This is a genomic window from Marivita sp. NO-S04 (assembly GCF_059070475.1).
Genome location: NZ_CM180980.1, coordinates 1,961,408 through 1,986,823 on the forward strand (window position 1 = coordinate 1,961,408; position 25,416 = coordinate 1,986,823).

The window sequence follows — 25,416 nt, forward strand, 5'->3', positions numbered from 1 at the left end:
CCACCGTGTCTTGAATTGCAAGGCACGGTGATGGGGTGGACATGTCTCATAATCGCGGGAAAACCAGCCTCAAACTGACACGACGCCAAGGGCAGCCGATGCGCGAGTATGATCGGTTGCCTTCGGAATTGCGCCAGTGGCTGACAACGGCCGTGCTGCCATGGCGACCTGCTTCGGTCAAACGGGCCTTTGATCGTGCCTTTATCCGGACACAGGATGCCCGGCGCGCATTGGAAGAGCTGGATGATCTGCAAGCCCGCTTGATCGTCAAGGATGTCAAACGGGTTTGGGGGCCGGATCATCCGATGCTGGCGGATATCTCATCGGCTGAACAGCACCACCATCGCACAGAGTACCGCCGCGGCAGGTCCGCCTAAACCGCGACTTGTGCCAATGCGCCCAGATGCCCCGGTAGGTCGCAATAACGTGCGACAGGGCGTACCGGCCGACCATACGTGGTTTCAGCCTTTGCAGGCACAAGGTCAGGAAACAGCGCGCCCAATTCTGTCCGGGCTTGGAGGGCAAGCCCTTCGATTGCCTGAGGTCCGGGATAAAAGCTTTCGGTCGCGGCACCGTTTGCAAAGATGATTTGATGCACCTCGAAGGCCAGGTGAAAATAGCAGACCTGGCGACAGCCATGCATGACACGCGCCTTGCCGCCGCGCATCCGCGCGAGGTGTGTGGCGCGCACCAGCTGTTCGTCACCGTCTCCGGTTCGGAACAGAACCGCATGCTGGGGCGACACGATCAATGGCGCATGCGCACCGATCAGGTCCGGCGCAAGACAGATCGGGCGCAGTTTGGGCGCACGGGTCAGATCAGCCATGCCAAGTCTGCGCGACGCGACCCAAACCAGTGGTTGTGGACCGTTGTCGCGGGTGATCACAAGATCGCCGGGTGACAGACGTTCGATGGGCACCTCGCCCCGAACTGTGAGGATCATCGTGCCCTTGGCGAAACAGACAACGCCGGTGTTGTCGGTCGCGAAGAAACTGCTGTCTGCAGTTGCGCCGGTGAACACGATGCCCTGCCCGGCCCCGAACTGCGTATTGTCCGAATAATCGGTTGTGTTGCCCTTGGTGTCGGTGGTGTTCGACTGGTTCAGAATGCCATCGTCGGCCTGGTCTGCCCAAACTTCGAAGATGCTGTCGTAATAGCTGGAGAGGTCGATGAAATCGTTGTTGGTGGTGTCCCCGTCAAGAAGCGCACCGGTATTGCCCGTGTTGAAATCGCTAATTGTGTCGAGGCCATCACCCGAAGGGTAATTGAACCAGTCGTTCCCGTCGCCACCGGTCAGGCTGTCGTTTCCTAGGCCGCCTTCGAGAAAATCATCGCCTGCGCCGCCCAGCAGCGTATCCGACCCCTCGTCGCCAATGATAACATCGCCGCCATCGCCACCGACGAGGCTGTCATTGCCTTCGTCCCCGGTAAGGATATCGTCACCCGACCCGCCGAGCACCGTGTCATCACCGCCGCGGCCCGCAAGAAAAACCCCACTCGAGTCCAGTCGGGCGTCGATGCTGTCGGCCTGATCCGACCCGTTGACGCCTTCGATCTGGCTGAACGTTCCGCTGTCCCCATCCGAGTCCGTATAAACCCCGGCTTCATCGCCGGTGAACGTGACCGTGGCCGCATCATTGGAGAGTTGGAAGGACAGACGGTCAACGTCGGTCCCGTCGGGGTCCTCGCCGCCGATGACGGTGGCAGACCCGTAGCCGACCTGAATGGTGTCGGAGCCGCTGCCGCCATCAAGGGTTGCGTTCCAATAGCTGTCGATCAGAAGATCGTCGCCGAGACCGCCATACAGCGTGTCGCCTGCGCCGGTATTGTTTCCGGCGATCAGTGTGTCGTTGCCATCTCCCCCATAGAGCAGATCGTCGCCGCTGCCGCCATCGACGCTGTCATTCCCACTGCCCGCGTAAACGGTATCCGACCCGGCTCCGGCAGTGACACTGTCGTTGCCGCCGCGAGCTACGATTTCGTCATTGCCGGAGCCCCCAAGAATCGTGTCGTTGCCGTCACCGGTATCAAGCGTATCGTTCCCCGCGCCACCATCATAGAAACGGTCGGTCACACTCAGCGGGTCAGCCCCGTAGGCACCCAAAAGGTCATCAAATGCCGACCCTGTGACAGATGTCATGCCGCCATAGTCGTAAAACGAGACATCAAAGGCGGCGAGGCTTGCGTCGAATGTCCCGCCAACGCCCCATGCCCCGTCGAAACCGTCAGCGTAGGAGAAGGTCAGCGTTTCGCCAGCACCGCTTATTGCGGTGCCGCCGGTGCCAGAGGTGAAAACAATGTCGACCGATGTGGTGACGTCGTAAAAGCTTAGGGAGTCGCTGAGGAAGCCCGCGTCAATGGCAATTTCGTCACCACCTAAATCGATGACCGATCCGTCAAACCCGTCAGCGACATAGACGAGGTCACGGCCTATGCCGCCCAAAACGGTATCGGCGCCGGCATCGACAACAAATCTGTCATTGCCCGCGCCACCAAGCATGCTGTCGTCGCCAGCGCCACCGTCGAACTGGTCGTTGCCCCCCCCTCCGTCGAGGGTGTCATTCCCGCCTCCTCCCAGAAGCTGGTCGTTCCCGCCGCGTCCCTCGATCCAGACGCCAACACCATCGGCGGCGGCCTGTGCGACATCAGCACCTTCGGTCAGGATCAGATGTTCGATCTCGCTAAAGGTAATCGTGTTCGTGCCGTCGGTGATCGTGCCCGCTTCGTTGCCAGTGTAGGTGACCGTGACCGGAGTGGTCAGCGCGCTTAGGTCGATCGTGTCGATGTCTGCGCCAAACGTGTCTTCACCGCCAATGATCGTGTCATTGCCGATGTCGGCAAGCACGACGTAGGTATCGCTGCCAACCCCGCCCGTGAAAGTCTGGTTCGTTCCGCCCCGATCCTCGAAACGATCGTCACCAGCATCGCCGAAATATTGCGCCGCGCCGGTTCCGGTTCCGGATTGAATCGTGTCGTTGCCATCACCACCATAAAGCGTGGTGGCCAGACCGCCGGTCGACCCGTCGATCAAAAGGTCTTCACCAGCCTCACCATAGGCTAGATCCAAGCCGCCACTCACATCGATCGTGTCGTTCCCGAAGCCGCCGTATACGGTGTCAGCTTGTTCACCGGCATTTATGAAGTCGTTGCCTTCGCCGCCATAAATCAGGTCTGAGCCATTGCCGCCGAAGATGCTGTCATCTCCGAATTCACCGTAGATGGTGTCGTTACCCGCGCCGCCATCGATTGTGTCGTTCAACCCGTCTGCGCCGTAGACGACGGTTTGATTGCCCCCTTCGATGAGTTCCAGATAAAATCCATCCGGTGTTCGCAGGATGTAGTTATCGCCCGTTGTTGCCGCCTGTGTGACGGTCTGACCAGCATTGATGCTCTGCCGGAATTCGAGAACACCACTGGAATTGAGGAACCACAGCTCGATCGGTCCTTCGGCCGTATTCGTCACTGTCAGCGTGGTCGCGGTGCCCACCGTCGACGGGTAATCCGCGAGGTTGAGCCACATGTTGTCGCCGCGGATGTTGTCGTCGCCGTCGCCGCCTAAAAGGCTGTCCGACCCGCTGCCCCCCGCGACGCTGTCGTTGTCCAGACCACCGTCAAGCGTGTCAGCCCCGGTATCGCCGGTCAGCGTATCCGCACCGCTGCCACCGACAATGCTGTCATTTCCGGCTTGGCCCTTGAGGTAATCAACCCCTGCACCGCCATCAATCGTGTCATTCCCGGCACCCGCATGAACCGAGTCGTTGCCGTCCTCACCATAGAGTCTGTCGGCCCCGGAGCCGCCTATGAGTGTGTCGTCTCCGACTTGCGCGTAGACACTGACGCCAGCGGTGTCGACTGATGCGTTATACGTATCGGCATAGCTCGTTCCCGACGATTGTTCGATACCGGTGAATGTGCCGCTGGCCGTGGTTGCGTTGAAATCGTACGTCCCTGCGCCGTCGCCTGTCCAGATAACGGTGACGCCTGCCGTGCTTGTCGGGGTGGCAAAGACGAGTTGGTCATAGCCCGATCCGCCATCAATCGTATTTGTGTCGTGATCATCCGAAACTGCGATAACATCATTTCCAGCATCGCCAAAAACGGTATCGGAGCCAGCGCCGGATTGAAGGTGATCATCACCGTCGCCCCCAAGAATGCTGTCATTCCCGCTGCCACCGATGATCGAGTCAGCGCCATCGCCACCATAGAGAGTGTCATTCTGGTTTCCGCCGTCGATCGTATCGTTTCCAAGGCCACCATACACGACGTCATTCCCGTCGCCGGGATTGATCAAATCGTTGCCATCCCCTGCGAGAACAAAGTCATTCCCAGTGGTGATGGAATCCCCTTCGCCGTCGACATACCCTGAGATCAGGGTAATGACGTCATTACCCGCAGTCCCATCGACCACGGTTTTGAAGTCGCCAGCGATCCGGTCGGCTCCCATGTCACCGACGTCGCTGAGTACGGAATTGAGGCTGAGCGCGGTGATCGGCTTGGCCGTCAATGCCGCCTGTTCAGCATTCAGTGACAGCTCTGGCGCGAGATAGGTGTTTCCGTCTACGTCCTGGAACACCACCGCCGAGATCGTTGCAGTGGTCCCGTCGAAATAGGTGATAGTGGCGTCATAGACGGATATCGCGTCGAAAAGCTGGGGCGCGCCACCATCGATACGGAACGAGTCGTAGCCACCACCGTTGTCCGTATCATACGTCGTATTGTCGTCTTCACTCAGGCGTTCTGCAGACAGCGTCTGAACGTTCCCGCTCAGCGGGTTGGCTGCCGTTCCATAGCTGCCCAGCAAACCGGCCGCATTTTCAGCAATCTCGTTGCCCTGAGTCGTATCGATCAGGGGAAGTCTGCCTAGAAAAATAACGTCGAATGTGGTTGCCATGCAATTTGACTCCGGAGCGGGGGTTACGGAACCAAACGGTTGTAAAGCACCCACTCTTAAGGAAATCTGAAGTATTTTTTCTGCTCACCCCCTGTTTTTCGGCAGGTGCGCATCTGGTCAAATGTACGGTCGTACGGTGCGCGTATCTTAAATTCGGAAAACCACCCTTACAGCACTATGGCGCAGGCCGTCCGAACCAAACGCACCTGACGACACACCATAATTCACCGCCAAAGCTGCGGTTTCAGCAGGTCAAGCGTTAACAATCCGGCTTTGTGTAAAGATCACTCAGGCTGACAAATCTCGTTGCGCATCACGGCAAGCCCAGTACGCCAGAGCAAACCCGCAATGATCACCCCAAGAAGCAACAACAAGGCCCAGCCGATGCCCGCGAAGACGGGTGATCCCGACAAGACAGCGTAGTGGAAGGATGCAATCGTCATTGCCGCGACGGGAAAGGACAACGCCCAAAAGGACAAGGCGAATGGCAAGCGTAACAAACCACGCGATTGGATCAGCACCAATGCCGTGAAGAACAAACCCAAATTGTACAGAACGCGCCCAAACGGGTCGAGGATGCCTCCGTTCAACTGTACCCACGCCAGAAACGCCACTGCTGGTGGTGCAATCAGGATCGTCAACGTGGGACGTAGTTTTCCCGGCAAAGGGTCGTGAAAGACCAGACGGTTGAACACCAATGTCAGCAGCACGATCCAGAACAACAAGCCGATCGCGAAGAAATACCAGCTTGCCTCCACAAACCCCAGCGACACACCCGCAATCGGCGCAATCACATTTCCCACCGCCGGGATGAACCACGCAGGCGACATCTGCCCTACGCCAAAGCCGCGATGGCTGATCCAGCTTGTCACGATGGCCAGCGTCAGCACCGCCTGCGCCACGGCTCCGATCCCCCAGATGATCTTTGCCAAATCAGGCATTGTGCTGCGCAAAGCAATTGCCACCAGCAGCAGCGAAATGCTGATCGCTGGAAAGAAGGCAAGCTTGATCGGATGGTTCCATTCCGCGGCAACAGCAGCTGGATGGCGGACCGCTTTCATCGCGTAAAATACGGCCTGTGTCGCAAAAACCAGAACGGCGAACAAAGCGATCATGTACCCGGCCTGGGAAAAGCCCGACGCCTCGACCGCAAGCGATGTGCCCATCAACCCCATAACCGCGCTGAAGAAAGCCACCGGGAAATGCTCAAGCCGGTGATGCGTGACCGGGGTCTCGGTTGATGTCTGTGTCATCTCTTGGTCTCCTCGCACGGGTCGTGGTGATGGGCAGCCTACTCGGCCGCATTGTCCGTGTCAGCAGGCGGCACCATTGCGCGCCATGCATCATATTGCGACAGGAACACGCGCCCGTTCAGTTCGTGCACGAAATGGGTGGATTTCAGACGATCCATCACCGGGCCTTTCACCTCGGACAGGTGCAACCCGATGCCCAGTTCAGTCAAACGCTGGTTGATCGCTTCAAGGCTTTCGAGCGCCGAGAAATCCACTTCGTTGACCGCCGAGAACATAAGGATCACGTTCTTGATCGCGCAGCCTTCGGACACGCGCGCCTGCACGAGGTCTTCAAGGAAACGCGCGTTGACGAAATAGAGGCTTTCATCCACCCGCAGGCTCAGCACTGTCGGGTCGGTTTCCACGTTGTGACGGTGGATATTGCGGAAATGCTGTGTGCCCGGCACCAACCCGATCTCGGCCACATGCGGCCGGGATGTTTTGTAGAGGTGCAACAGGATCGAGATTCCGACACCGGACGCGACACCCACTTCGACACCCATGGTCAAGGTCAGAAGGATCGTTGCCGCAACGGCTGTGAAATCGGCTTTCGAGTAGCCCCATGTTTTCTTGAGGATCGAAAAGTCGACAAGGCTCAGCACCGCCACGACGATGGTTGCGGCCAGCGTCGCCGTAGGCAGAAAGTACACCAACGGCGTCAGAGCGACCGCGGCGATGGCCAAACCCACAGCCGTGAACGCGCCTGCGGCCGGTGTTTCGGCACCTGCGTCATAGTTCACAACCGATCGGGCGAAACCACCTGTGACCGGATAGCCCCCAGTAAACGCTGCACCGATATTCGCGGCACCAAGCCCGATCAGTTCCTGATCCGGGTCAATCCGCTGCCGTTTTTTCGCAGCAAGGGTTTGGGCCACGGACACAGATTCCACAAAGCCGATGATCGAGATCAGAATAGCAGGCATCAGCAATTGGCCGATGAGGTCAGGTGACAAACTTGGCAAAGTCAGCGGCGGCAGGCCTTGCGGCACCTCACCGACGATTTTCACGCCCTTGTCATTCAGACCGAACAGCCAGACCGAAATCGTTGTCACCGCAACCGCGGCCACTGGCCCGGCCTTCGTAAGAACATCCGCCAGCTTCGGCGACGCACCAAGCCGCCGGAGCGCAGGCTTCAACCCCTTGCGGACCCAGAACAAGAACGCTGTCGCAGACACACCGATGATCACCGTGATCACGTTGGTCTCACCCAAATGCGCGCCAATCGACATCAGTAGTTCCGGTAAGGTGTGCCCATGCGCAGTCACACCCAAGAGGTGCTTCAACTGACTAAAGGCAATCAGGATACCCGACGCGGTGATAAACCCCGCGATCACCGGATGGCTGAGGAAGTTCGCCAAGAACCCAAGCCGTAGCACTCCCAACAAAACAAGAAACGCGCCGGACAGGAAGGCCAGAGTCAACGCCGCTACGGCATAACCTGCAGTTCCCGCGTCGGCCACCTGCCCCACCGCCGATGCCGTCAGCAAGGACACCACAGCCACCGGCCCCACAGCCAAAGCGCGGCTGGTTCCAAAGATCGCATAGAGGATGATCGGCGCGATCGAGGCATAGATCCCGGCCTCGGGTGGCAATCCAGCCAGCATGGCATAGGCCAGCGATTGCGGGATCAGCATGATCGTCACGATCACCGCCGCAATCATGTCATTGGAAAACGCGTTTCGATCATAGGTCCGTCCCCAGTCGAGGATCGGAAAATAGCCGCGGAGGTGATTGAGCATGGGTCTTCTCGAATTGGGAGCGGACAGAGCCATTTGGCCCTGCCCGTCGCATGTGTTGTGCGGCGCAAACAGGCCGCAAGATACGGTTACTCGGCGGCGGCCTTGATCTTTTCAGGCTTGGCCATCCATTCCTTGCCCTTCAGCATCGCCTTCCAATAGATCGGTGGCAGCAGCTTTTCCTTAAGCAACCACGCCGCCCGCGACGGTTTGGTGCCGTCGATCAGATAGCTTGGAAAGCTCGGCTTAAGCGCCCCGCCATAGCCGAATTCAGCCAGCACGATCTTCCCACGCTCCACCGTCAGCGGGCACGACCCGTACCCATCATATTGCGCCACGGCGGACCGTCCCCGGATATCCGCCACGATATTGTCCGCCACGGTTGGTGCCTGTTTGCGCGCCGCTGCGGCGGTTTTGGCATTGGGTGCGTTCATTACATCGCCCAGCGACCAGATGTTATCATAGCGCGTGTGACGCAACGTGGCTTGATCGACATCAACCCAACCGGCGGCATCTGCCAAAGGCGACACGCGGATGAAGTCGGGTGCGGTTTGCGGCGGGCAGACATGCATCATGTCGAACTCCACCTCGACGGTGGTTGGGTCGGTGTCTGGTACATTGACCGCAAATGTCGCTTTTTTTGCTGGGCCATCGACCGCGATCAGGTTGTGGAAAAAGTTGAGAGATGCATCGTATTTCTTGACGTATTCCATCAACGCCGGAACGTAATCCTTGACCCCGAACAACACGCCACCTGCATTCATGAACTGAATGTCGACGTTCTTGAGCGCGCCATTGCGGAACCAAGCATCGCCAGACAAGTACATCGCTTTCTGCGGCGCGCCTGCGCATTTGATCGGCATCGGCGGTTGCGTAAAAAGTGCGCGACCTTCCTTCAACCCTTTGACGAGCTCCCAGGTATAAGGCGCTAGATCGTAACGATAATTCGAAGTGACGCCATTGCGGCCCAGGGTTTCTTCCAGACCTTCGATCTTGCCCCAGTCCAATTTGAGACCCGGACAAACCACCAGCCGATCGTATTTCACAACCCGGCACCCATCGAGGATCACTGCATCATTCTCGGGCTCAAACGCAGCCACAGCAGACTTGATCCAATGCACACCCTGAGGGATCAGCGACCCCATTGTCTTGTCTGTGTCCTGCGCTTCGAAAATGCCGCCGCCAACCATGGTCCAACCCGGTTGGTAATAGTGAATATCTGCAGGGTCGATGATCGCCACCGACAGACCGGGTTTACGCGCCTTGAGGCTGGCCGCAACGGATACGCCCCCGGCCCCACCGCCAACGATCACCACGTCGAACTTTGCGTCGCCGGTGTCGGTCGGTGTCTTGCCACCATTGGCGATCCGCCGCGCAACACCGTTCATGTCATAACCCGCCGCCTTTGTCGCGCCAAGGATATCGGCCATCGGCAGCGCCTTGGCCTGGCTTAGTGACCAGAGCGTGGCCGACCGCGTGCCAGAGCGACAATAGGCCAGCACCGGTCCCGGCAGGTTCCGCAGCGCCGCGCCAAAGGCCACCGCGTCTTCGTCCTGCACCAATCCGGTCTGCACTGGCAGATAGCGCATCTCAAGTCCCGCCACTTTGGCCGCGGCCTCGATCTCCTCATGGGTTGGCTGATCCGCGCCTTCGCCATCAGGCCGGTTACAGATGATCGACCGAAACCCCGCTTCTTTCAGCGTGGGAATGTCGTCGATGGCAATTTGCGGGCTCACGGTGAGCGCATCGTTGATCTTGTTCAGTTGCATTGCGAAGGTCTCACCTGTTTGCATGGAAAGATGTGGCGGCATCCTGCCGCCACCTGGGTTCACTCAATCAAAGCGCGTTCACGGGCACTTTGAGCATCGGGCGTCCATCCTTGTCGCGCGGCACTGCGCCAGCCCGCATATTCACTTGCAGCGACGGAATGATCAGCTTGGGCATGTCCAGGGTCGCATCCCGCTCAGTGCGGAATTTGACGAAATCGTCTTTGGTCTTGTCACCGCCCACATGAATATTGTTTGCCTTTTCTTCGCCCACGGTGGTTTCCCACTGGATGTCGCGGCCATTGGGGCCGTAATCGTGGCACATGAACAGGCGCATGTCGTCGGGCAGCGTCAGAACCTTTTGGATGCTGTCATAGAGCGTGGCTGCATCCCCACCGGGGAAATCGGCACGGGCCGACCCGCCATCGGGCATGAACAGCGTGTCCCCCACGAAAGCGGCGTTGCCCACCACATGCACCATGCAAGCCGGGGTATGGCCCGGAGTGTAGATGGCAAAGGCGTCCATGTTGCCGATCTTGTAGGTGTCGCCATCTTCGAACAGCTTGTCGAACTGGCTGCCATCACGCTGGAACTCGGTGCCTTCGTTGAAGACCTTACCGAACGTGTCCTGCACGACCATGATCTGCGACCCGACGCCGATCTTGCCACCCAGTTTGTCCTGAATGTAGGGCGCCGCCGACAGGTGATCCGCATGGACATGGGTCTCGATGATCCATTCCAGTTTGAGACCGCGTTCCTGAATTTCGGCTATCAGCGCATCAGCGTGATCATAGGTGATCCGTCCGGCGGCGTAGTCGATGTCAATGACGCTGTCGACAATCGCGCAGGCGTCCGAGGTCGGGTCTTTCACGATATAGCTGATCGTGTTTGTGGCTTCGTCGAAATGGGCCGACACATCAGGTGTGACGGACATGTTGACGGGATACTGTGTCATTGGTGTCTCCTTTAGAGATAAGCGAGATCGAGACGGATCAGGCGCGGCAGGTCTTGATGCCGATGATGGAATACAGCGGACAAATCCGTACCGCCGCGACGACCAGCATCACGATGCCAATCACGGCAGCGCCGTACTTGAAGAGTGCAGCATCAAAAAACGGCAGGCCGCTGGCAAAGGCCAGATACAGCAGCACAAGTCCCAGAATGGCGCGCAGGGCGCGGTCAAGAGTTCCAACATTTGTGGTCATGGCGTGATCCTCCAGAATCAAATCTGACTCTGTGCTACGCCTTTGACGGGCACCCTTCAGTGATATTGTCACCTAAGCCGTCACAAGATGCGATCGGAACGATTTTTATAACGGAACGCTTAGGCGCTTTCGGCCAACCGCGACAGGTTCGCACGATCCAGCAACGTGATCTTGCCTCGGGACTGGGCCACAAAACCGCGCTTTTGGAAGTCGTGCAAAACGCGCGAGATCACTTCGCGCGCCGTGCCCAGTTCGGTCGCCAGTTGCGAATGTGTCGTCGCAAGTTCGTCCTTGTCCGCTGCAAGGCTCAGCAACCGCCCCGCCAAGCGCACGTCGATCCGTCCAAAGGCCACATCGTCGATCACGCGGAACAGATCCGTGATGCGCCGCGCATAGGCGGTCAGCACAAATTCGCGAAATTCCTTGGACGAGGCCATAAGCCGATCAAAGGCACCACGCGGGATCGCCACTGCCGTCACCTCGGTCTCTGTGACGCCTTCTGCCGAATAAGGTTCATGCGCCAGCAGGCAGGCGGTGGTCAGCACACAACTTTCCCCGGCTTCGACCCGGTACAGAACGATGTCCCGGCCACTTTCCGAAGTCTGTTGCACGCGGACACGTCCATTGAGCAGGAACAACAGGTTATCCGGGACCGCGCCCGGCCCAAACACGGCCGTTCCCGATGGCACTTTGATCACAGCGCTTTCCGCAACAAGCTGCGACTTGACCGTGTCCGGCAAGCTGTTCAATCCGTGAAATCGTTCGATCCAGGCGGTGTCCGCCATCCGCTGCTCCCGTGCCGCATTCAGACAGACGCCAAGGCTACGACGTCTGAGGCCCAATCATGCGATGGCGTCGAAGGGATTGTCCAGAACCCCGACAAGCGGCATCAAGAACGCGCCGGTCGCCGGATCAAGTGCTTCGGAATAAAGGCTTTCTACCGCTGACACTGCTGCAGTCAGGCTGCTTTCCGAACCAGTAAAGAGTTCCATGACAGCGCGTGCATCATCAGGGTCAGACATCCCGCGATGCACCGCATACAGGGCACCGATATCCGTCTTGGAGGCAAGGAATTCCCGATCTGCAAGCTGTTGCGCGATAAACTCGGGTGTTGCATCCGGCCCGGGTGCGGCCTTGGCGCCTTCCAGTACACCAAGGATGAATGTGTCGCGCCCGACCCCTCCGGAGTTCAAGGCGTTCAACCAGAAATCAAACCCGGCCTGATCCGGCACACGACCCAACACATTTTCATAAACGGCAGTTGCAAAGCCTTCGTTCGACAGACCTTCTGAATAGGTTTCGCGGGTCTCGGGCTGGTCAATAAATTGCGCTGCCATCTCTTCGAGAGAGGTTCCACCGGAAAATGCAGTGCCCCAAAAATTCAACCCAAGCGCATCGGGTGCGCGGTTGAAATACGCGACATAGAGTTCGATGAAACTTTCAAGTTCAGCAGCCGTGAGCCCGGCTGGGCCTCCGAACTCTTGCAGATCAAGAGTTTCACGGGTCACGTCTGTGTAGAATTCGATCACTTCTACATTGCGCAGCGTATCGGTCCCCGCCCCATCAGCGCGTCGGTCCTGAACGGTGATCTCACCCGTTGCGATGGTCACGGTAAAAGAGGATTGCTCGCCTTCGAAGTAAGCAAGATCAAGACCCTCGTTGCCGTCAACCGTGTCGTTACCAGCAAATCCCTCAAGCTCGTCATTGCCACCACCACCGCGCAAATCATTCGCATAGCGATTGCCGTTGATCCAATCATCAAACCGCGTGCCGGTCGCGTTTTCGAGATCGCCCATCAGCCACACCATTTCGGTTGGCGCAGAAGCAACCAGCGTATCGTTGAACTGACTGGAGGGCAGCGCAAAGCCCGCAAGTGTGTCCACCAGCGTGCTCGCCGCGAAATCCGGCATAAAGACTGTCCAACCCTGAGATTGAGCCGATACATCCACTCGGTCGCTGCCACTGGCATCCCAGATCGCGTAGTAGAAATCCTCGGTTGTCAGTACGTGGTTGGTGTCGCCAGCGAAGGTCGTGGTGTTCACGCCATAGAGATACTGTAGCCCCAACACATCCAGCACCATCGGCGTTGCCGGGTCCAAACGTTCAAGATCGTCCTCGTACTGGTCCGAATAGGACATGATCGTAAACCAATCGAGGTCCTGCACCAGCGTCTGATCGAGTTCGTCCAAGGTCGGACGCCCCGGGCTTCCATCGAACGGATGCTTGAGGCCAAGCGCGTGCCCCAGCTCGTGAATGACGGTGTAAAAGCCATCGGACCCGAGTCCAAAACTTGATGTCGCGATGATCTCATTCGAGAAGTTCATAAAGACGTCGCCGCCTTCTGTCGCATATTGTTCGAACTGCGTGAATGGCTCGGGCCCGGGATAATAGGCATAGGCCAGAGTGCCGTCACCCAGATCTGCATTGTCGAGCGTATAGACGATATCTGCGCCCGCCTGCCCGGCAATATCAGGATTGCTGAAATCACCAAGATATTCGAATTCGACGTCGATGAATTGTTCGAACGATGCCAAGGCCGCAGCAAAGGTTTGCGTGGCTGCCGCGCGATCTTCCCAGACGTCATCGGCGTTCAGCCCGTCCGCAAGCGCCCAAGTGATGGTTGAGGATTCCGATAAGTCCCAGACATAGCCATCGACCAAAACGTCGATAATCGGATCACCAGTGGGTTCGATGATGAGCGAAGTGAGAAACGCCATGTCAATCTCCGAAGGGTACGTGTTCAATGATCGTTGTGTGCAACGCAATTATAGACCCGCGCCGCACGGATCGTAACACAAATACTGCGTCTAAATTACGTTAACACCGCGGCATGTAAACATCTTTACACAAGTCACCTTTGTTTCGCACAGCGCGGCACTCATACCATCCAGAACCCATTTTTCTTGATCTTCTGACGGATTGGCTGCTCTCGGCTGGGCAAATGATCCCGGTCGAACAGCGCACGCACTTTGTGTCCGCGATTTTGGTAGATCATGCGCTTGAACGGCTCGTAATCCTTGAGCAGTCGCTTGACCGGATTTGGCGCCGAGATGTCTTCCAGCAGGTCGACGACAGCGTCGCTTTCGCGCGCATAGAGCAACGGCATATTTCGGTAGTGCACCGTCGTTTTGCCGTCGAGGTATCCCTCGGGCAACGCATCACGCCCGCCACCGAACTTGTGGATCACTAGCGGCAGCGCGATCTGGTCGAGCCAGGGGGTAAGCTGCTGGCACACAAGTTCTCGAGGCGGGTCAGCACGGATTGACAACGCCATCTCAAGAAAACTTGTTCCAAAGACATGCGGGCATGAGAAGTAGAAAAAGCCTGCATTGAAATACAGATATCTGCGCCAGTATTCGTCCGGCTGATCAAGATCCAGCGAGCTTTCGAAATCCAGGCCAAAGCGGTCGTAAAGGGACTTCCAAATATCGGTATATCCCGGCCCGTACAGTTCGATTTGCGGCCATGTGCCTTCCACCCGCAAAGACGCCGACGGTTTGGAAAAATCGAAAGGGACATCTCCCAAATCACCGGTGACCAAGGTGTCGGTATCGAAGAACACGAACGGTTCTCCCTTGGGCAAGGCGAACAACGCTTCGATCTTGTTTCCGAAGGGGTAATCGCTGCCGAAATGCACGCTTTCAAATGGCACGATGGTCGCACCCTGTGCCGTAATCATCTCTCGCAACGGTTCTGGCCGAATAGCGGGATCGGTGTTCCATTTTGGCCCCGGACGCGGTTCGGCGACAAACAATCTGAACCGATTTTCCGTGATGTTGCGCCGAAAGGACAACGCAAACAACAGCGCTTCATAGGCCAAACGGCCCATCTGCCCGACGATCAAGACGTTGACTTTTTCGGGCTGTGCCAATTCAGGCGCCATGACACTCCTTCAGCGTACTGCTCTACTTTTTCGACCACTATAGGCACGCTCTGGGAACGCGCCTAGCCCACAGATCACTCCGGTTTGATCTGGTATACAAGTGTCACATTCGCGCTGATGTTCACTTCCCCTTGCGCCATTGGAACAGCAGAGTCCGCCATCCGAGCCATTCCGATGATTTCCGCGCGCGGCATATACGCACCGCCTTCAGTCAGGCTGATCAAAGGTCCAAGCACAACATCGGCAGCCGTGGCAAGCAACTCGGCCCGTGCTCGGGCATCGGCAACCGCATTGGCGCGCGCTTCGTTGAGCAAAGGCTCAGGTTCAGACACCGTGAACTGAACCCCACCAAGCGTGTTGGCCCCGTCTGACAAAAGCGCATCCAGCAGAGTTCCCAACGCCTCCAAATCCCGAACCCGTACAATCACTCGGTTCGATGCCTGATAGCCGTCGATCGTTGGACGTTGATCTGATGCCGCGCGGTTCGACCAAAGCGGGTTCAGCGACAGATCCGAGGTTTGAACATCCCGTTCGGCCACGCCCGCTCCGGCCAACCGCTCCAGAATCGCTGCGGTCACTTGGGATGTCTCGTCCATGGCGGATTTGGCGGTGTCCGCCTCTGCCGAGGCGCCAACGGTGATCACCGCCATGTCCGGAACAACACGCACGCTGCCCTCTCCGGTCACGGTGATCTGCCCCAGTGTTTCGGCCCAAGCCGACGACACCCCGGCCAGCGCGATGAAGGCAACAAGCAAAGCTGTGGTTTTGTGCATTACGTCCTCTAAATCCATTCAAAGACCTGTCCAAGCATCCACACCCAAGCTACTGCAGACAAGCACAGAATTTTCCCCGCGCGAAAGATCGCCATCCCTGCTTCAACAGCCACTTAAGTGACTCCCATCCTTCGCCAAGGACTGCTAAAACATCGTCATGAAGCCAGACTTTGCCCTGACTCTTTCTTTCGAAGGCATCTCGCTCCTGCGCCGCGTTGAACATGGCTGGGCGCGTGTTGGAGATGTCGCTTTGGACGCCTCTGATCTGCGCGGCGCGCTTGCCGCGTTGCGATCCGAGGCCGACCTGCTGTCGCCGGTGGCAGGACAGGTCAAACTCGTGATCCCAAACGAGCAGATAAAATACCTGTCGATACCGGACACGGGCCAAACCGGCGACGCGTTGCAAAACGACATCCGGGCCGCGCTGGACGGGGCAACACCCTATGCGGTCGATGAACTTCATTTTGACTGGGCGCAGGAATCCGGAGCGATCCAGATCGCCGCCGTTGCAACGGAGACGTTGGAGGAAGCCGAAAACTTCGCCGCAAACCACCATTTCGACCCGGTTTGTTTCGTCGCCAAAGCCGCCGAAGGCGATTTTTCGGGCGAGGTGTTCTTTGGTACGGCGAACCACTGGTCCGGGCCAGCACCAGAACGCGACACGCAGGCGATTGTCGTCGTCGAGGCTCCACCAAAGGTTGAGGTTGAGGACCAGACCTCCGAGCCCATTGAAGAGGCGACCACCGACAAGGAATTCCCCGACGGCGACCCGTCAACAGATGACGCTATCGCGGCTGACACAGGTGACGCCAGTGAAGCCGAGGCGCTTTCTCCGGGTGCCGCGGATGCCGACGCTCCTGCGCCGGTCAACGCAGAACCAACTGTTCTGCCAAGCCCAAGTGTTCAGCCCCCCGAAGCACCGCCTACACCGCCCTTTGCGTCGATCCGCGCGTCGCGCGAAGTTCCAGAGCAAGCAGCGCCGCCAATGGCGCCAAGTATAGGTACGATCGAAACACCTGCCGCGCCCCGGTTCAAACTGGGTGGCGCACGTAAATCAACACGCGACACCGATATCACGGCCCCCGTGCTTCAGGATGAAGCGATTGAAGACCCGGCAGAACGCAAGGGGTTTGGTTTTTTCAGCCGACGCAAAGCAGCCACACCCGAGGCCCTACCTGCAGCTGAAAAACCCGTCCCGCCACTGACCTCACCCGAAGCCGAGCCACCGCAAGCCCCAGCCAAACGGCACGATCCCGAACCCGCGCGCGCCGCAGTGGCCCGCATCGCGGCCATGCGCGCCGGTCGCAAACAAGAACCGACGCCGACCGCACCCGTGCAGGACGAACGCGCCCGGATGACGGTCTTCGGTGCACGCACCGAACCTCAGATCGGCGGCAAGCCACGTTTCCTTGGCCTGATGCTGACAAGCGCGTTGCTGATCTTCCTTCTCGCCGTTGCAGCATGGGCCAGCGTTTTTCTGGATGAAGGGCTGTCACGGTTCTTTGACCGCGAAAACGACACGCCTTCCATCGCGCGGCTTCCGGATGTCGAACTGCTGCCGCTTGACGGGTCAGTCACATCGGCGTCCGAAGATGACGGTGTTCAATTCGCAGCCCTTGATGTGATCGACCCGTCCTCCGATGCCGCAGACGGGTTGTCGGATGTACTGGCGCCCCCCGCCGCATTGACACCGGACGAGGCCGACGCCCGCTATGCAGCCACAGGAATCTGGCAGCGTTCGCCCGAAGCACCCGCCACCCCAACTCAGACGACGTTGGATGATCTTTACGTGGCCTCGATTGACGGGCGCGTCCAACAATTCGATGCCGTTGCCCTGCCCGGCACGGATATGCTGCGCAACGACCAGACCTACCTGTCTCAACCAAACCCGGCTGCGCCCGGCACACGCTTTGAGCTTGATGACCGCGGTTTGGTGATCGCCACACCCGAAGGCGCTGTAAACCCGGATGGGGTTCGCATCTTTGCCGGACTGCCGCCTGTTGTGCCGCCGCTGCGCACCCCTGTCGAGGTTACACCCGCCGCTCCGACCGACGGTCAGAGCACGGCAGTTGTCGCGCCAGAACTGGAACAGTTCCGCCCACGCCCAAGACCGGATGGGCTGATCGAAGGCAATGAGCGCGCACAATTGGCTGGACGGACGCTTGCCGAGTTGGCGGCACTGCGTCCTGCGGCGCGCCCCGACACGCTGAAGGTCGAAGAAGAGCTCTCGCAACCCGACGCCACGCAATTCGCCGTGGCACAATCGGTGGCCCCTGTCACCCGCCCTCGCAATTTTGGCCAGATCGTCGAGCGCGCGCGCGAGCAAACCCAGACTGCCCCTGCCGAAGTCACCCAAGTGGCGGCAGTTGCACCTAGAACAGTTCAACCCAGCATCCCATCAACCGCCAGCGTTGCCCGCCAGGCCACCGTGGCAAATGCCATCAACTTGCGTCGCATCAACCTGATCGGGGTCTATGGCAAGCCATCGAACCGTCGCGCGCTGGTGCGTCTATCCAATGGGCGCTACCAAAAGGTCAAGGTAGGCGACCGGCTTGACGGGGGACGCGTCGCGGCAATTGGCGATAGCGAACTGCAATATTCCAAGAACGGCCGCAATGTCGTGTTGGGTATGCCCGACGGGTGATCAACCGCACGTCTTGCGAACAGATCAGGCACGCAACACGAAGTTGCTGTAAAAACTGGCAATTCTTGATCCATTCGGTTGCCATTCCGATGCAAAGACCGGCATGCTTGGACCAGTTCGAAAGGCACATTCAGAATGGGTGAGTTTCTCTTCCTCGCGTCGGTGTTCCTGCTGGCTGCCGTAATCGCCGTTCCCATCGCCGCGCGTCTGGGGCTGGGATCAGTGCTTGGCTACCTGTTGGCCGGTGTTGCCATCGGACCGGGGCTGGGGCTTGTCGCGGACACAACGGATCTTCAACACTTCGCCGAATTCGGCGTTGTGATGATGCTGTTTCTGATCGGGCTCGAACTAGATCCACGCGCGCTTTGGGATATGCGCCACAGGCTTATTGGTCTTGGTGGCCTTCAGGTGATCATCACGATGCTCGCTGTTATGGTCGGCGCAATTTATCTTGGCTTTGTCTGGCAAACAGCACTGGCGATCGGGATGATCTTTGCCCTGTCATCCACCGCGATCGTCTTGCAAACCCTGAGCGAAAAGGGGCTGATGCAGACCAGCGGCGGGCGCTCCACCTTCTCGGTGCTGCTGACCCAGGACATCGCCGTTATCCCGATGCTGATCATCCTGCCCCTGCTGGCCGTGCCGACCGGTCCATCCCTAAACCCCGACGGGTCGATCTCTCGCACGGCACTTGAGCACTTGGACGATGCCCATGGCCACAGCATGTCCCTGATCGAAGGATTGCCCGGATGGGGCGTCACGCTCGTGACCTTAGGGGCTGTCGCCTTGATCATCGTAGGCGGAGTCTATGGCGCGCGACCGCTGTTCCGCTTTATCCATGCCGCTCATCTACGCGAAATGTACACCGCGCTGGCCCTGCTCATCGTCATTGGCATCGCATTCCTGATGACAGCTGTCGGCCTGTCCCCTGCCCTTGGAACGTTCCTCGCTGGCGTGGTTCTGGCCAACAGCGAATTCCGTCATGAACTTGAATCCGACATCGAACCGTTCAAAGGACTGTTGCTCGGCCTGTTTTTTATCACCGTCGGTGCAGGCATCGACTTCAGCCTCTTCTTCTCGGAACCAATCAGCATTCTAGGCCTCGCCCTTGGGATTATGTTCCTGAAAGGTGTGATCCTTTACGGGTTGGGACGTGCCTTTAAACTGCGCGGGCGGGATCAGTGGCTTTTCACCCTCGGATTGGCACAGGCCGGTGAATTCGGCTTTGTCCTGATCTCGTTCTCGCTCCAGCAATCCATTTTGCCGGGCTATATCGCAGATCGTTTGCTGTTGATCGTGGCCTTGTCGATGCTGATCACACCGCTGGCGTTTATCTTTTACGAATACCTGTCCAAACGCATGAAGGATGCGGATGGGGATATCAAACACGACACGATCGACGAACAAGGCACCGTAATCATCGCCGGAATTGGGCGCTTTGGGCAGATTGTCAATCGTTTGGTCCAATCCGTAGGCGCCAAGACAGTGGTGATCGACAACAACCTGCAAACCATACAATTGATGCGGAAATTCGGATATCAGGGCTTTTTCGGCGACCCGCTACGCCCCGACCTGCTCCACGCCGCCGGGATCGACACCGCACGGGTTTTGATGGTTGCGCTGGACGATCCGATTGCAGCCGAGCGGCTTGTGACCTACGCGCGCCGCTTGCGCCCAGACATCCACATTGTCGGCCGCTCTCGCGACCGCACCCACACATACCGGCTGTACCAAGCAGGTGCGAATGACATCGTGCGCGAACTGTTCGACAGCTCACTGCGCGCGGGCCGCTATGTGCTCGAAAATATCGGCTTGTCGGAATACGAAGCCGCCGAAGCGGAAAAGCTGTTCTACCATCACGACCGCTACACCGTGCGCGAACTGGCTGAACTTTGGGATCCAGATATCCCATCAGCGCAGAATGAGGCCTACATTGCCCGCGCCAAGGAACTGGAGAAAGAGCTCGAAGCGTCCCTGCTCAGCGCTCTTGAAAGTTCCAACAACGACGCGGCATAAAAAAACGGCCCCCAGAAGGGGGCCGCTTTGTCTAATTCAGTAAGTGCCAATCAGGCCGCAGCAGGTGCCCGCGACATGAGTACATCGCCAACCTGCTTGGACGCAGCCAGCTCATCCCCACCCGAGGTTGCCGCGACTTCGCGGGTCAGACGCTCGAGTGCGGCTTCGTAAAGCTGACGCTCGGAATAGCTCTGCTCGCGCTGGTCGTCGGCACGGTGCAGGTCACGAACAACCTCGGCAATCGCAATAAGATCGCCCGAGTTGATCTTCTGTTCGTATTCCTGAGCCCGGCGCGACCACATGGCCCGTTTGACCTTGGCTTTGCCCTTCAACGTCTTCATCGCCTGGCTCACCACGTCGGGCGAACTCAGCGACCGCATTCCGATTTCCGAGGCCTTGTGCGTTGGCACGCGCAGGGTCATCTTGTCTTTCTCGAACGAGATCACGAACAGCTCAAGCGTGATGCCGGCGATCTCCTGTTCTTCGATTGACACGATTTGTCCAACACCATGTGCCGGATAGACAACATAATCGTTCGGACGGAATTCGGATTTTTTCGATTTGGTCATTCAGAACCTTCCTTGGCGTGCACCCATGCGACGCAGACAAAAAAACCGAACGGAAGGATTGCTTCCGATCGTTTCATTCAGAGTATAAGACAAGCTTAAGTCAGCTTATTTGCCATACGCCAGCAACGGCGTGTGTCCCACAGGTGTCATTTGTATCAACAGTATAACACAAAAATCGTCCACGCGGTAGTGGCACGAAAATCGTGCGAAACACATTCAGTTTCAGATATTTAAGCGTTTTTCTTGATCCATCGAAACGACGATCAACGAATCATCATCCGCCTTCGCCAGGCGCTTCGGAAAAGTACTTGTCGAGCTTGCCGCTCTCGCCGTCCCGCTCTTCTGCGTCAGGCAGCGGGTCTTTCTTGGTGATGATAACCGGCCAAAGTTCAGCATATTTGCGATTGAACTCGACCCACTTGTCCATGTCCGGCTCTGTGTCAGGCCGGATCGCATCTGCCGGGCATTCTGGTTCACAGACACCGCAATCGATGCACTCATCCGGGTGGATCACCAGCATGTTCTCGCCTTCGTAGAAACAGTCCACAGGACAGACTTCCACACAGTCGGTGTATTTGCAGGCAATGCAGGCATCGTTGACAATATAGGTCATGCACGTCTTCCATCGGTCGTTCGCAAGCTAGCTAAGCCACTCGGAAAAATCATTCAAGAAGGTCTGTCCGGGTTTGTTGCAAGGCGCGACGATCTTTCTTCGTCGGACGTCCCTTACCTTCGAAACGTGGCACTTGTTCAGCAATAGCCTCGCGCGGTTTCGGAGGGTCGAGGTCATCGTAAAGCAGTTGAGCCTCCGGGGCTGGACCACGGCGTTCCCCGATGGCCAGCACCTTGATCACGCGAACGTCGTTGGCTTGCGGAAAGGTCAAAACATCCAAAGCCGTCACCATATAGGCCGGTTTCGATATCGGCTGACCGTTCACGCGCAGCTTGCCCCCGGATACGATCTTGGCGGCAAGGCTGCGCGTCTTAAAAAACCGCGCGTGCCACAGCCATTTGTCGATCCGAAGCTTCTCGGCCGGCTCGGTCAACTCAGTCCTTGGTCTTCAGCCCCATGAGGGCCGCAGCAAAGGGGTTGTCGGGATCGATCGGCTTTTCCTTCTTGGGCGGACGAGCTTGGAAGGTCTTGGTCCCCGCATCACGCGGCGGCTGACCTTTGCCCTTGGGTTTGCCCTTGCCGCGCGGACGGTCGCCCTGCAGCTTGCCCCCGTCGCGGCGGCCTTTGCCAGCCCCACCGTCCCGGCGAGGTTGCCGGTCCGGACGGTTGCCCCGCCATGTGAAGGTGTAGAACTCTTCGGTCTCCGGCCCGGCCAAAGCGGCATCAGGCGCAGCACCCGGATCAATCTCGGTTTCCGAATTGGTCGGAACAGGCGTCTCTGCAACGGCATCGCTGGGCACGTCAGCCACTGGGGCAACGCCATCTTCGGGCATCGCTTCCGCAGCATCAGAGACATCGGCCGCCTCGGGCGCCTCAGCAATTGCAGCATCGGCACCCGGCGCACCCTCTTGCGCCGCATCCATGACAGGCGTGTCTTCGACAGGAACGGCACCATCGATCGCCGCGTCCTGTTCGACCGCCAAAGCGGTATTCGCTTCGGGCACGACAGCGTCGACAGCGCGAACCTTCTCGCGCTCGCCCTTTTCCGCCTTGTACCCCAGACCACCCATAAGATCGGCAAACTGCTCCAAGGTCAGACCAGTGATCGACAGCATGTCAGGGTTCGCTTCGAACCCACCCCGGCTGTCCTGCGCACGCAGAAGGTCTGCCAGACGTTCCAACATGTCGATCCGGATCGCCCGGTCCCCCGCAGCGCGATAGCCAGACACCATGTGATGTTCGGCAGGCGTGCCCGCCATATTCGGCACCGTCACCAGCCCCGGAGGTGGTGCCTCGGGAAACACGTCCAGATTCTTCGCGAGGCTCCAAAGCACCAGCCGCAACCGCGTCGGCGCAGGCTTGAGCAAGAGCGGCATGAACACGGTGAACTGACCAAAGCGAAGCCCATGCTTGCGCAGCATTCCGCGTGCGTCCTGATCCAGCGCCTTTACGTCGTCCGCCACATCCGCCCGCGGCAGGATACCCATCGACTCGACCATGCGGAAGGCAAAGCCCCTCGCCAGACCATTCAAGGTTTCGTCTTTCTGGAGGTTGATCAGCGGCTCGAACAACGCCGCAATCTTGCGGTCGATGAAATGCTGTAAACGGCGCTGCACCTTGGCCGCCACATCCGCACCGGCCTCTTCATCGACAAAGGCCACGATACGCGGTTTCAACGGATCATCGCCTGCGGCAAGCTTGCCCACCGCTTGGTCGCCCCACATAAGGCCACCCTGTTCGGTGAAATCCATCTCGGTATCGGGTGCATTGTAGAACCGATCCGCCCGCAGATGGAAATGCGGAGCAAGCGCCTGCAAAGACGCGGTCTTCAGCGTCTTGGCTTCCTGCCCGGTTGCATCCTTGTCCTGGCGGAACCGGAACCCTTCAAGCCTGCCGACGAATTCGCCTTCGACGGTGACTTCACCTTTGTCATTCACTTCGGCCAAAAGGGCCTCCTTCTGTTTCAACCGCCGCAAAAGCACGGATGTGCGCCGGTCAACAAATCTCTGGGTCAGGCGCTCGTGCAGCGCGTCCGACAGTCGGTCTTCTACAGCGCGTGTCTGCTCGCGCCAATGGCTTTCGTCACGCACCCACGCTTTCCGCTGCGCGACATAGGTCCATGTGCGGATATACGCCAATCGTTTCGACAACGTGTCAATGTCGCCATCTGTCCGGTCGATCCGATTAACCTGTCGCGCAAGGAAATCATCCGGGATTGCTCCGCGTTGGTGCAAATGTCCGTAGATAACTTCCAAAAGCCCGGCATGTTCCGCGTGACTGATACCCCGGAAATCGGGGATGCGGCACACATCCCACAAAAGCTGCACTGATTTCGGATCAGAGGCGCGCGCCTGAACCTCGGCAATCGTGCTCAGCGCCTTGAGCGCCTGTAGGTCATCCGCCTCGCGCGCCTTAACCAACAACTCATCGTTCGGGCTGGTCTCGAGCGATGCAATCAGCGCGTCAATTGTACCAAAGCGCAGATCGGCATTGCGCCAGTTCAGCTTTTTCAACGGCGTAAAGCGGTGATTGCAGATCGCTTCGGCCACCTCGTCGGCCAACGGCCCTGCCTCGCCGGTGACACCAAACGTGCCATGCGACATACCCCGACCCGCACGCCCTGCGATCTGCGCCAGTTCGTTGGGCATCAAGGGTCGCATGCGCCGACCGTCGAATTTGGTCAGAGACGAAAACGCAACGTGGTTAATGTCCAGATTAAGGCCCATTCCGATGGCATCGGTCGCCACCAGAAAATCCACCTCGCCGTTTTGATACAAATCCACCTGCGCGTTCCGCGTTCGGGGTGACAGTGCCCCCATGACCACGGCTGCCCCGCCCTTCTGGCGACGCAACAGCTCGGCAATGGCGTAGACGTTTTCGACCGAAAATCCGACAATGGCCGTGCGCGGCTGCAAGCGGCTGATCTTCTTCGAGCCGGTATAGGACAGTTGGCTCATCCGCTCGCGGCGCACAAACTCGACACCCGACACCAATGCAGCGATCGACCCGCGCATCGTGTCGGACCCCATGAACAGCGTTTCCTGCAACCCTCGCATCCGCAAGAGCCGGTCGGTGAACACATGTCCCCGCTCGGGATCGGCACAAAGCTGAATTTCGTCTATCCCGACAAAGTCGCATCCCATGCCTTCGGGCATCGCTTCGACCGTGCACACCCAATATTGGGCACGCGGCGGCACGATGCGTTCTTCGCCCGTGACAAGCGCCACCACGGACGGCCCCCGTGCCGCGACGATCTTGTCATAGACCTCGCGCGCCAAAAGGCGCAGCGGCAAGCCAATCATGCCGGTGCGATAGCCCAGCATCCGATCAATGGCGTAGTGGGTTTTGCCTGTGTTGGTCGGGCCAAGGATGGCCGCAACCCGCGCATGTCCGGCCATGTTGACGTCCTTTGCCGTCCTGCTCGGGCGTCAGATGATCAGAGCGTCTGCCCATTCACCCGAAGCTCCAACCGCTCCAATGCGTCAATCACATCGGAATCGTGCGGTCGCAGGTTGAGTACCCGCGAATAGGCATCATACGCAAGGTGAGGTTTGTCGACCTGTTCGAATATCGCACCCAGCCCGCGCAACGCGCCGAAATGCTCAGGGTTCAACGCCAAAGTCCGCTCCAACGCATCCGCCGCCGGGCCAAATTGATCAGCGCGATAATAGGCCAACGCCAACGTGTGCCAGCCTTCGGCAAAGTCGGGCGCATGGTCGGTCAAAGCGGTCAAGTGCTCCAAGGCCGCGTCCACATTGTCGACATCCAGCGCATCTTGCCCCCGCTTGAGCAGCAGATCGATTGTCGCAGATCCGGATTTCGACCACTCCTGCCGCACTTGCCGTTCCAGCCGATCAGCAGCACGCGCATCTTCGGCCTGTGCCAGTTGGTCCAACAGGTCGGTCGCTGCTGCATCCTGCGCCTGCGCTGGACCCAGCATCATCGCTGATGATAGAAGAAATGCCGCAACGGCAGATTTGTGTTTGCGCATTGTGAACCTCATAACCATCTGTGAGTTTAGCGCGGGG

The 25,416-nt window shown here is 58.5% G+C and carries 18 protein-coding genes; 3 read left to right on the forward strand and 15 right to left on the reverse strand.

Annotation, left to right across the window (positions count from 1 at the left end; all coding sequences use genetic code 11):
- Positions 1-41 precede the first annotated feature (41 nt).
- Positions 42-377, forward strand: a complete 336-nt coding sequence (locus ACK3EW_RS10230) for a DUF6525 family protein (RefSeq protein ID WP_493809476.1) — start codon at positions 42-44, stop codon at positions 375-377.
- On the opposite strand, the gene ACK3EW_RS10235 is transcribed toward ACK3EW_RS10230, so the two are convergent.
- The 10 genes from ACK3EW_RS10235 to ACK3EW_RS10280 form a co-directional block, all read right to left on the reverse strand.
- Positions 374-4,891: a Hint domain-containing protein gene (locus ACK3EW_RS10235; protein ID WP_493809477.1), complete on the reverse strand. Its 4,518-nt coding sequence runs from the start codon at positions 4,889-4,891 to the stop codon at positions 374-376. The two genes, ACK3EW_RS10230 and ACK3EW_RS10235, sit on opposite strands and share 4 nt — an antisense overlap.
- Positions 4,892-5,175: 284 nt before the next feature.
- Positions 5,176-6,144, reverse strand: a complete 969-nt coding sequence (locus ACK3EW_RS10240; protein WP_493809478.1) for an SLAC1 anion channel family protein — start codon at positions 6,142-6,144, stop codon at positions 5,176-5,178.
- A 38-nt stretch (positions 6,145-6,182) separates the two neighbouring features.
- Positions 6,183-7,922 carry a SulP family inorganic anion transporter gene (locus ACK3EW_RS10245; protein ID WP_493809479.1) on the reverse strand — a complete coding sequence of 580 codons (1,740 nt, stop codon included), beginning with the start codon at positions 7,920-7,922 and terminating at the stop codon, positions 6,183-6,185.
- 86 nt (positions 7,923-8,008) lie between these two features.
- Positions 8,009-9,688: a bifunctional protein tyrosine phosphatase family protein/NAD(P)/FAD-dependent oxidoreductase gene (locus ACK3EW_RS10250; RefSeq protein WP_493809480.1), complete on the reverse strand. Its 1,680-nt coding sequence runs from the start codon at positions 9,686-9,688 to the stop codon at positions 8,009-8,011.
- A 67-nt stretch (positions 9,689-9,755) separates the two neighbouring features.
- Positions 9,756-10,640 (reverse strand): MBL fold metallo-hydrolase, encoded by an 885-nt coding sequence (locus ACK3EW_RS10255; protein ID WP_493809481.1) that lies wholly within the window; start codon positions 10,638-10,640, stop codon positions 9,756-9,758.
- Between the two features lie 37 nt (positions 10,641-10,677).
- Entirely contained in the window at positions 10,678-10,890 is a 213-nt protein-coding gene (locus ACK3EW_RS10260) for a YgaP family membrane protein (RefSeq protein WP_493809482.1), read from the reverse strand.
- 119 nt (positions 10,891-11,009) lie between these two features.
- Positions 11,010-11,675 carry a Crp/Fnr family transcriptional regulator gene (locus tag ACK3EW_RS10265; RefSeq protein ID WP_493809483.1) on the reverse strand — a complete coding sequence of 222 codons (666 nt, stop codon included), beginning with the start codon at positions 11,673-11,675 and terminating at the stop codon, positions 11,010-11,012.
- A gap of 57 nt (positions 11,676-11,732) precedes the next feature.
- Complete coding sequence (locus tag ACK3EW_RS10270) at positions 11,733-13,607, reverse strand: DUF4214 domain-containing protein (protein WP_493809484.1); 1,875 nt, start codon at positions 13,605-13,607, stop codon at positions 11,733-11,735.
- A gap of 161 nt (positions 13,608-13,768) precedes the next feature.
- Entirely contained in the window at positions 13,769-14,773 is a 1,005-nt protein-coding gene (locus tag ACK3EW_RS10275) for a GT-B fold glycosyltransferase domain-containing protein (RefSeq protein WP_493809485.1), read from the reverse strand.
- A 74-nt stretch (positions 14,774-14,847) separates the two neighbouring features.
- Complete coding sequence (locus ACK3EW_RS10280; protein ID WP_493809486.1) at positions 14,848-15,546, reverse strand: SIMPL domain-containing protein; 699 nt, start codon at positions 15,544-15,546, stop codon at positions 14,848-14,850.
- Positions 15,547-15,703: 157 nt separating this feature from the next.
- Between ACK3EW_RS10280 and ACK3EW_RS10285 the strand changes: the two genes are divergently transcribed.
- Both ACK3EW_RS10285 and ACK3EW_RS10290 read left to right on the forward strand, forming a co-directional pair.
- The gene (locus ACK3EW_RS10285) at positions 15,704-18,190 is read left to right on the forward strand and encodes a hypothetical protein (RefSeq protein WP_493809487.1); all 2,487 of its coding nucleotides are present in this window, start codon (positions 15,704-15,706) and stop codon (positions 18,188-18,190) included.
- A gap of 135 nt (positions 18,191-18,325) precedes the next feature.
- The gene (locus tag ACK3EW_RS10290; protein ID WP_493809488.1) at positions 18,326-20,206 is read left to right on the forward strand and encodes a monovalent cation:proton antiporter-2 (CPA2) family protein; all 1,881 of its coding nucleotides are present in this window, start codon (positions 18,326-18,328) and stop codon (positions 20,204-20,206) included.
- A gap of 50 nt (positions 20,207-20,256) precedes the next feature.
- On the opposite strand, the gene ACK3EW_RS10295 is transcribed toward ACK3EW_RS10290, so the two are convergent.
- From ACK3EW_RS10295 to ACK3EW_RS10315, 5 genes are all read right to left on the reverse strand, one after another.
- Positions 20,257-20,775 (reverse strand): CarD family transcriptional regulator, encoded by a 519-nt coding sequence (locus ACK3EW_RS10295; protein ID WP_085632034.1) that lies wholly within the window; start codon positions 20,773-20,775, stop codon positions 20,257-20,259.
- A 274-nt stretch (positions 20,776-21,049) separates the two neighbouring features.
- A complete protein-coding gene (gene fdxA, locus ACK3EW_RS10300) occupies positions 21,050-21,388 on the reverse strand; it encodes a ferredoxin FdxA (RefSeq protein ID WP_085632033.1) in 339 nt (112 codons plus the stop codon).
- Between the two features lie 49 nt (positions 21,389-21,437).
- A complete protein-coding gene (locus ACK3EW_RS10305) occupies positions 21,438-21,821 on the reverse strand; it encodes an RNA-binding S4 domain-containing protein (RefSeq protein WP_493809489.1) in 384 nt (127 codons plus the stop codon).
- Between the two features lies 1 nt (position 21,822).
- Positions 21,823-24,786: a helicase-related protein gene (locus tag ACK3EW_RS10310; protein WP_493809490.1), complete on the reverse strand. Its 2,964-nt coding sequence runs from the start codon at positions 24,784-24,786 to the stop codon at positions 21,823-21,825.
- A 38-nt stretch (positions 24,787-24,824) separates the two neighbouring features.
- Positions 24,825-25,379, reverse strand: coding sequence for a tetratricopeptide repeat protein (locus ACK3EW_RS10315; RefSeq protein ID WP_238939610.1), 555 nt, complete (start codon positions 25,377-25,379; stop codon positions 24,825-24,827).
- Between the last annotated feature and the right edge of the window lie 37 nt (positions 25,380-25,416).

Coding starts and splice junctions, on each gene's coding strand:
- ACK3EW_RS10230 (WP_493809476.1), top strand. CDS start 42: ATGTCTCATAATCGCGGGAAAACCAGCCTCAAACTGACACGACGCCAA.
- ACK3EW_RS10235 (WP_493809477.1), bottom strand. CDS start 4,891: ATGGCAACCACATTCGACGTTATTTTTCTAGGCAGACTTCCCCTGATC.
- ACK3EW_RS10240 (WP_493809478.1), bottom strand. CDS start 6,144: ATGACACAGACATCAACCGAGACCCCGGTCACGCATCACCGGCTTGAG.
- ACK3EW_RS10245 (WP_493809479.1), bottom strand. CDS start 7,922: ATGCTCAATCACCTCCGCGGCTATTTTCCGATCCTCGACTGGGGACGG.
- ACK3EW_RS10250 (WP_493809480.1), bottom strand. CDS start 9,688: ATGCAACTGAACAAGATCAACGATGCGCTCACCGTGAGCCCGCAAATT.
- ACK3EW_RS10255 (WP_493809481.1), bottom strand. CDS start 10,640: ATGACACAGTATCCCGTCAACATGTCCGTCACACCTGATGTGTCGGCC.
- ACK3EW_RS10260 (WP_493809482.1), bottom strand. CDS start 10,890: ATGACCACAAATGTTGGAACTCTTGACCGCGCCCTGCGCGCCATTCTG.
- ACK3EW_RS10265 (WP_493809483.1), bottom strand. CDS start 11,675: ATGGCGGACACCGCCTGGATCGAACGATTTCACGGATTGAACAGCTTG.
- ACK3EW_RS10270 (WP_493809484.1), bottom strand. CDS start 13,607: ATGGCGTTTCTCACTTCGCTCATCATCGAACCCACTGGTGATCCGATT.
- ACK3EW_RS10275 (WP_493809485.1), bottom strand. CDS start 14,773: ATGGCGCCTGAATTGGCACAGCCCGAAAAAGTCAACGTCTTGATCGTC.
- ACK3EW_RS10280 (WP_493809486.1), bottom strand. CDS start 15,546: ATGCACAAAACCACAGCTTTGCTTGTTGCCTTCATCGCGCTGGCCGGG.
- ACK3EW_RS10285 (WP_493809487.1), top strand. CDS start 15,704: ATGAAGCCAGACTTTGCCCTGACTCTTTCTTTCGAAGGCATCTCGCTC.
- ACK3EW_RS10290 (WP_493809488.1), top strand. CDS start 18,326: ATGGGTGAGTTTCTCTTCCTCGCGTCGGTGTTCCTGCTGGCTGCCGTA.
- ACK3EW_RS10295 (WP_085632034.1), bottom strand. CDS start 20,775: ATGACCAAATCGAAAAAATCCGAATTCCGTCCGAACGATTATGTTGTC.
- fdxA (WP_085632033.1), bottom strand. CDS start 21,388: ATGACCTATATTGTCAACGATGCCTGCATTGCCTGCAAATACACCGAC.
- ACK3EW_RS10310 (WP_493809490.1), bottom strand. CDS start 24,786: ATGGCCGGACATGCGCGGGTTGCGGCCATCCTTGGCCCGACCAACACA.
- ACK3EW_RS10315 (WP_238939610.1), bottom strand. CDS start 25,379: ATGCGCAAACACAAATCTGCCGTTGCGGCATTTCTTCTATCATCAGCG.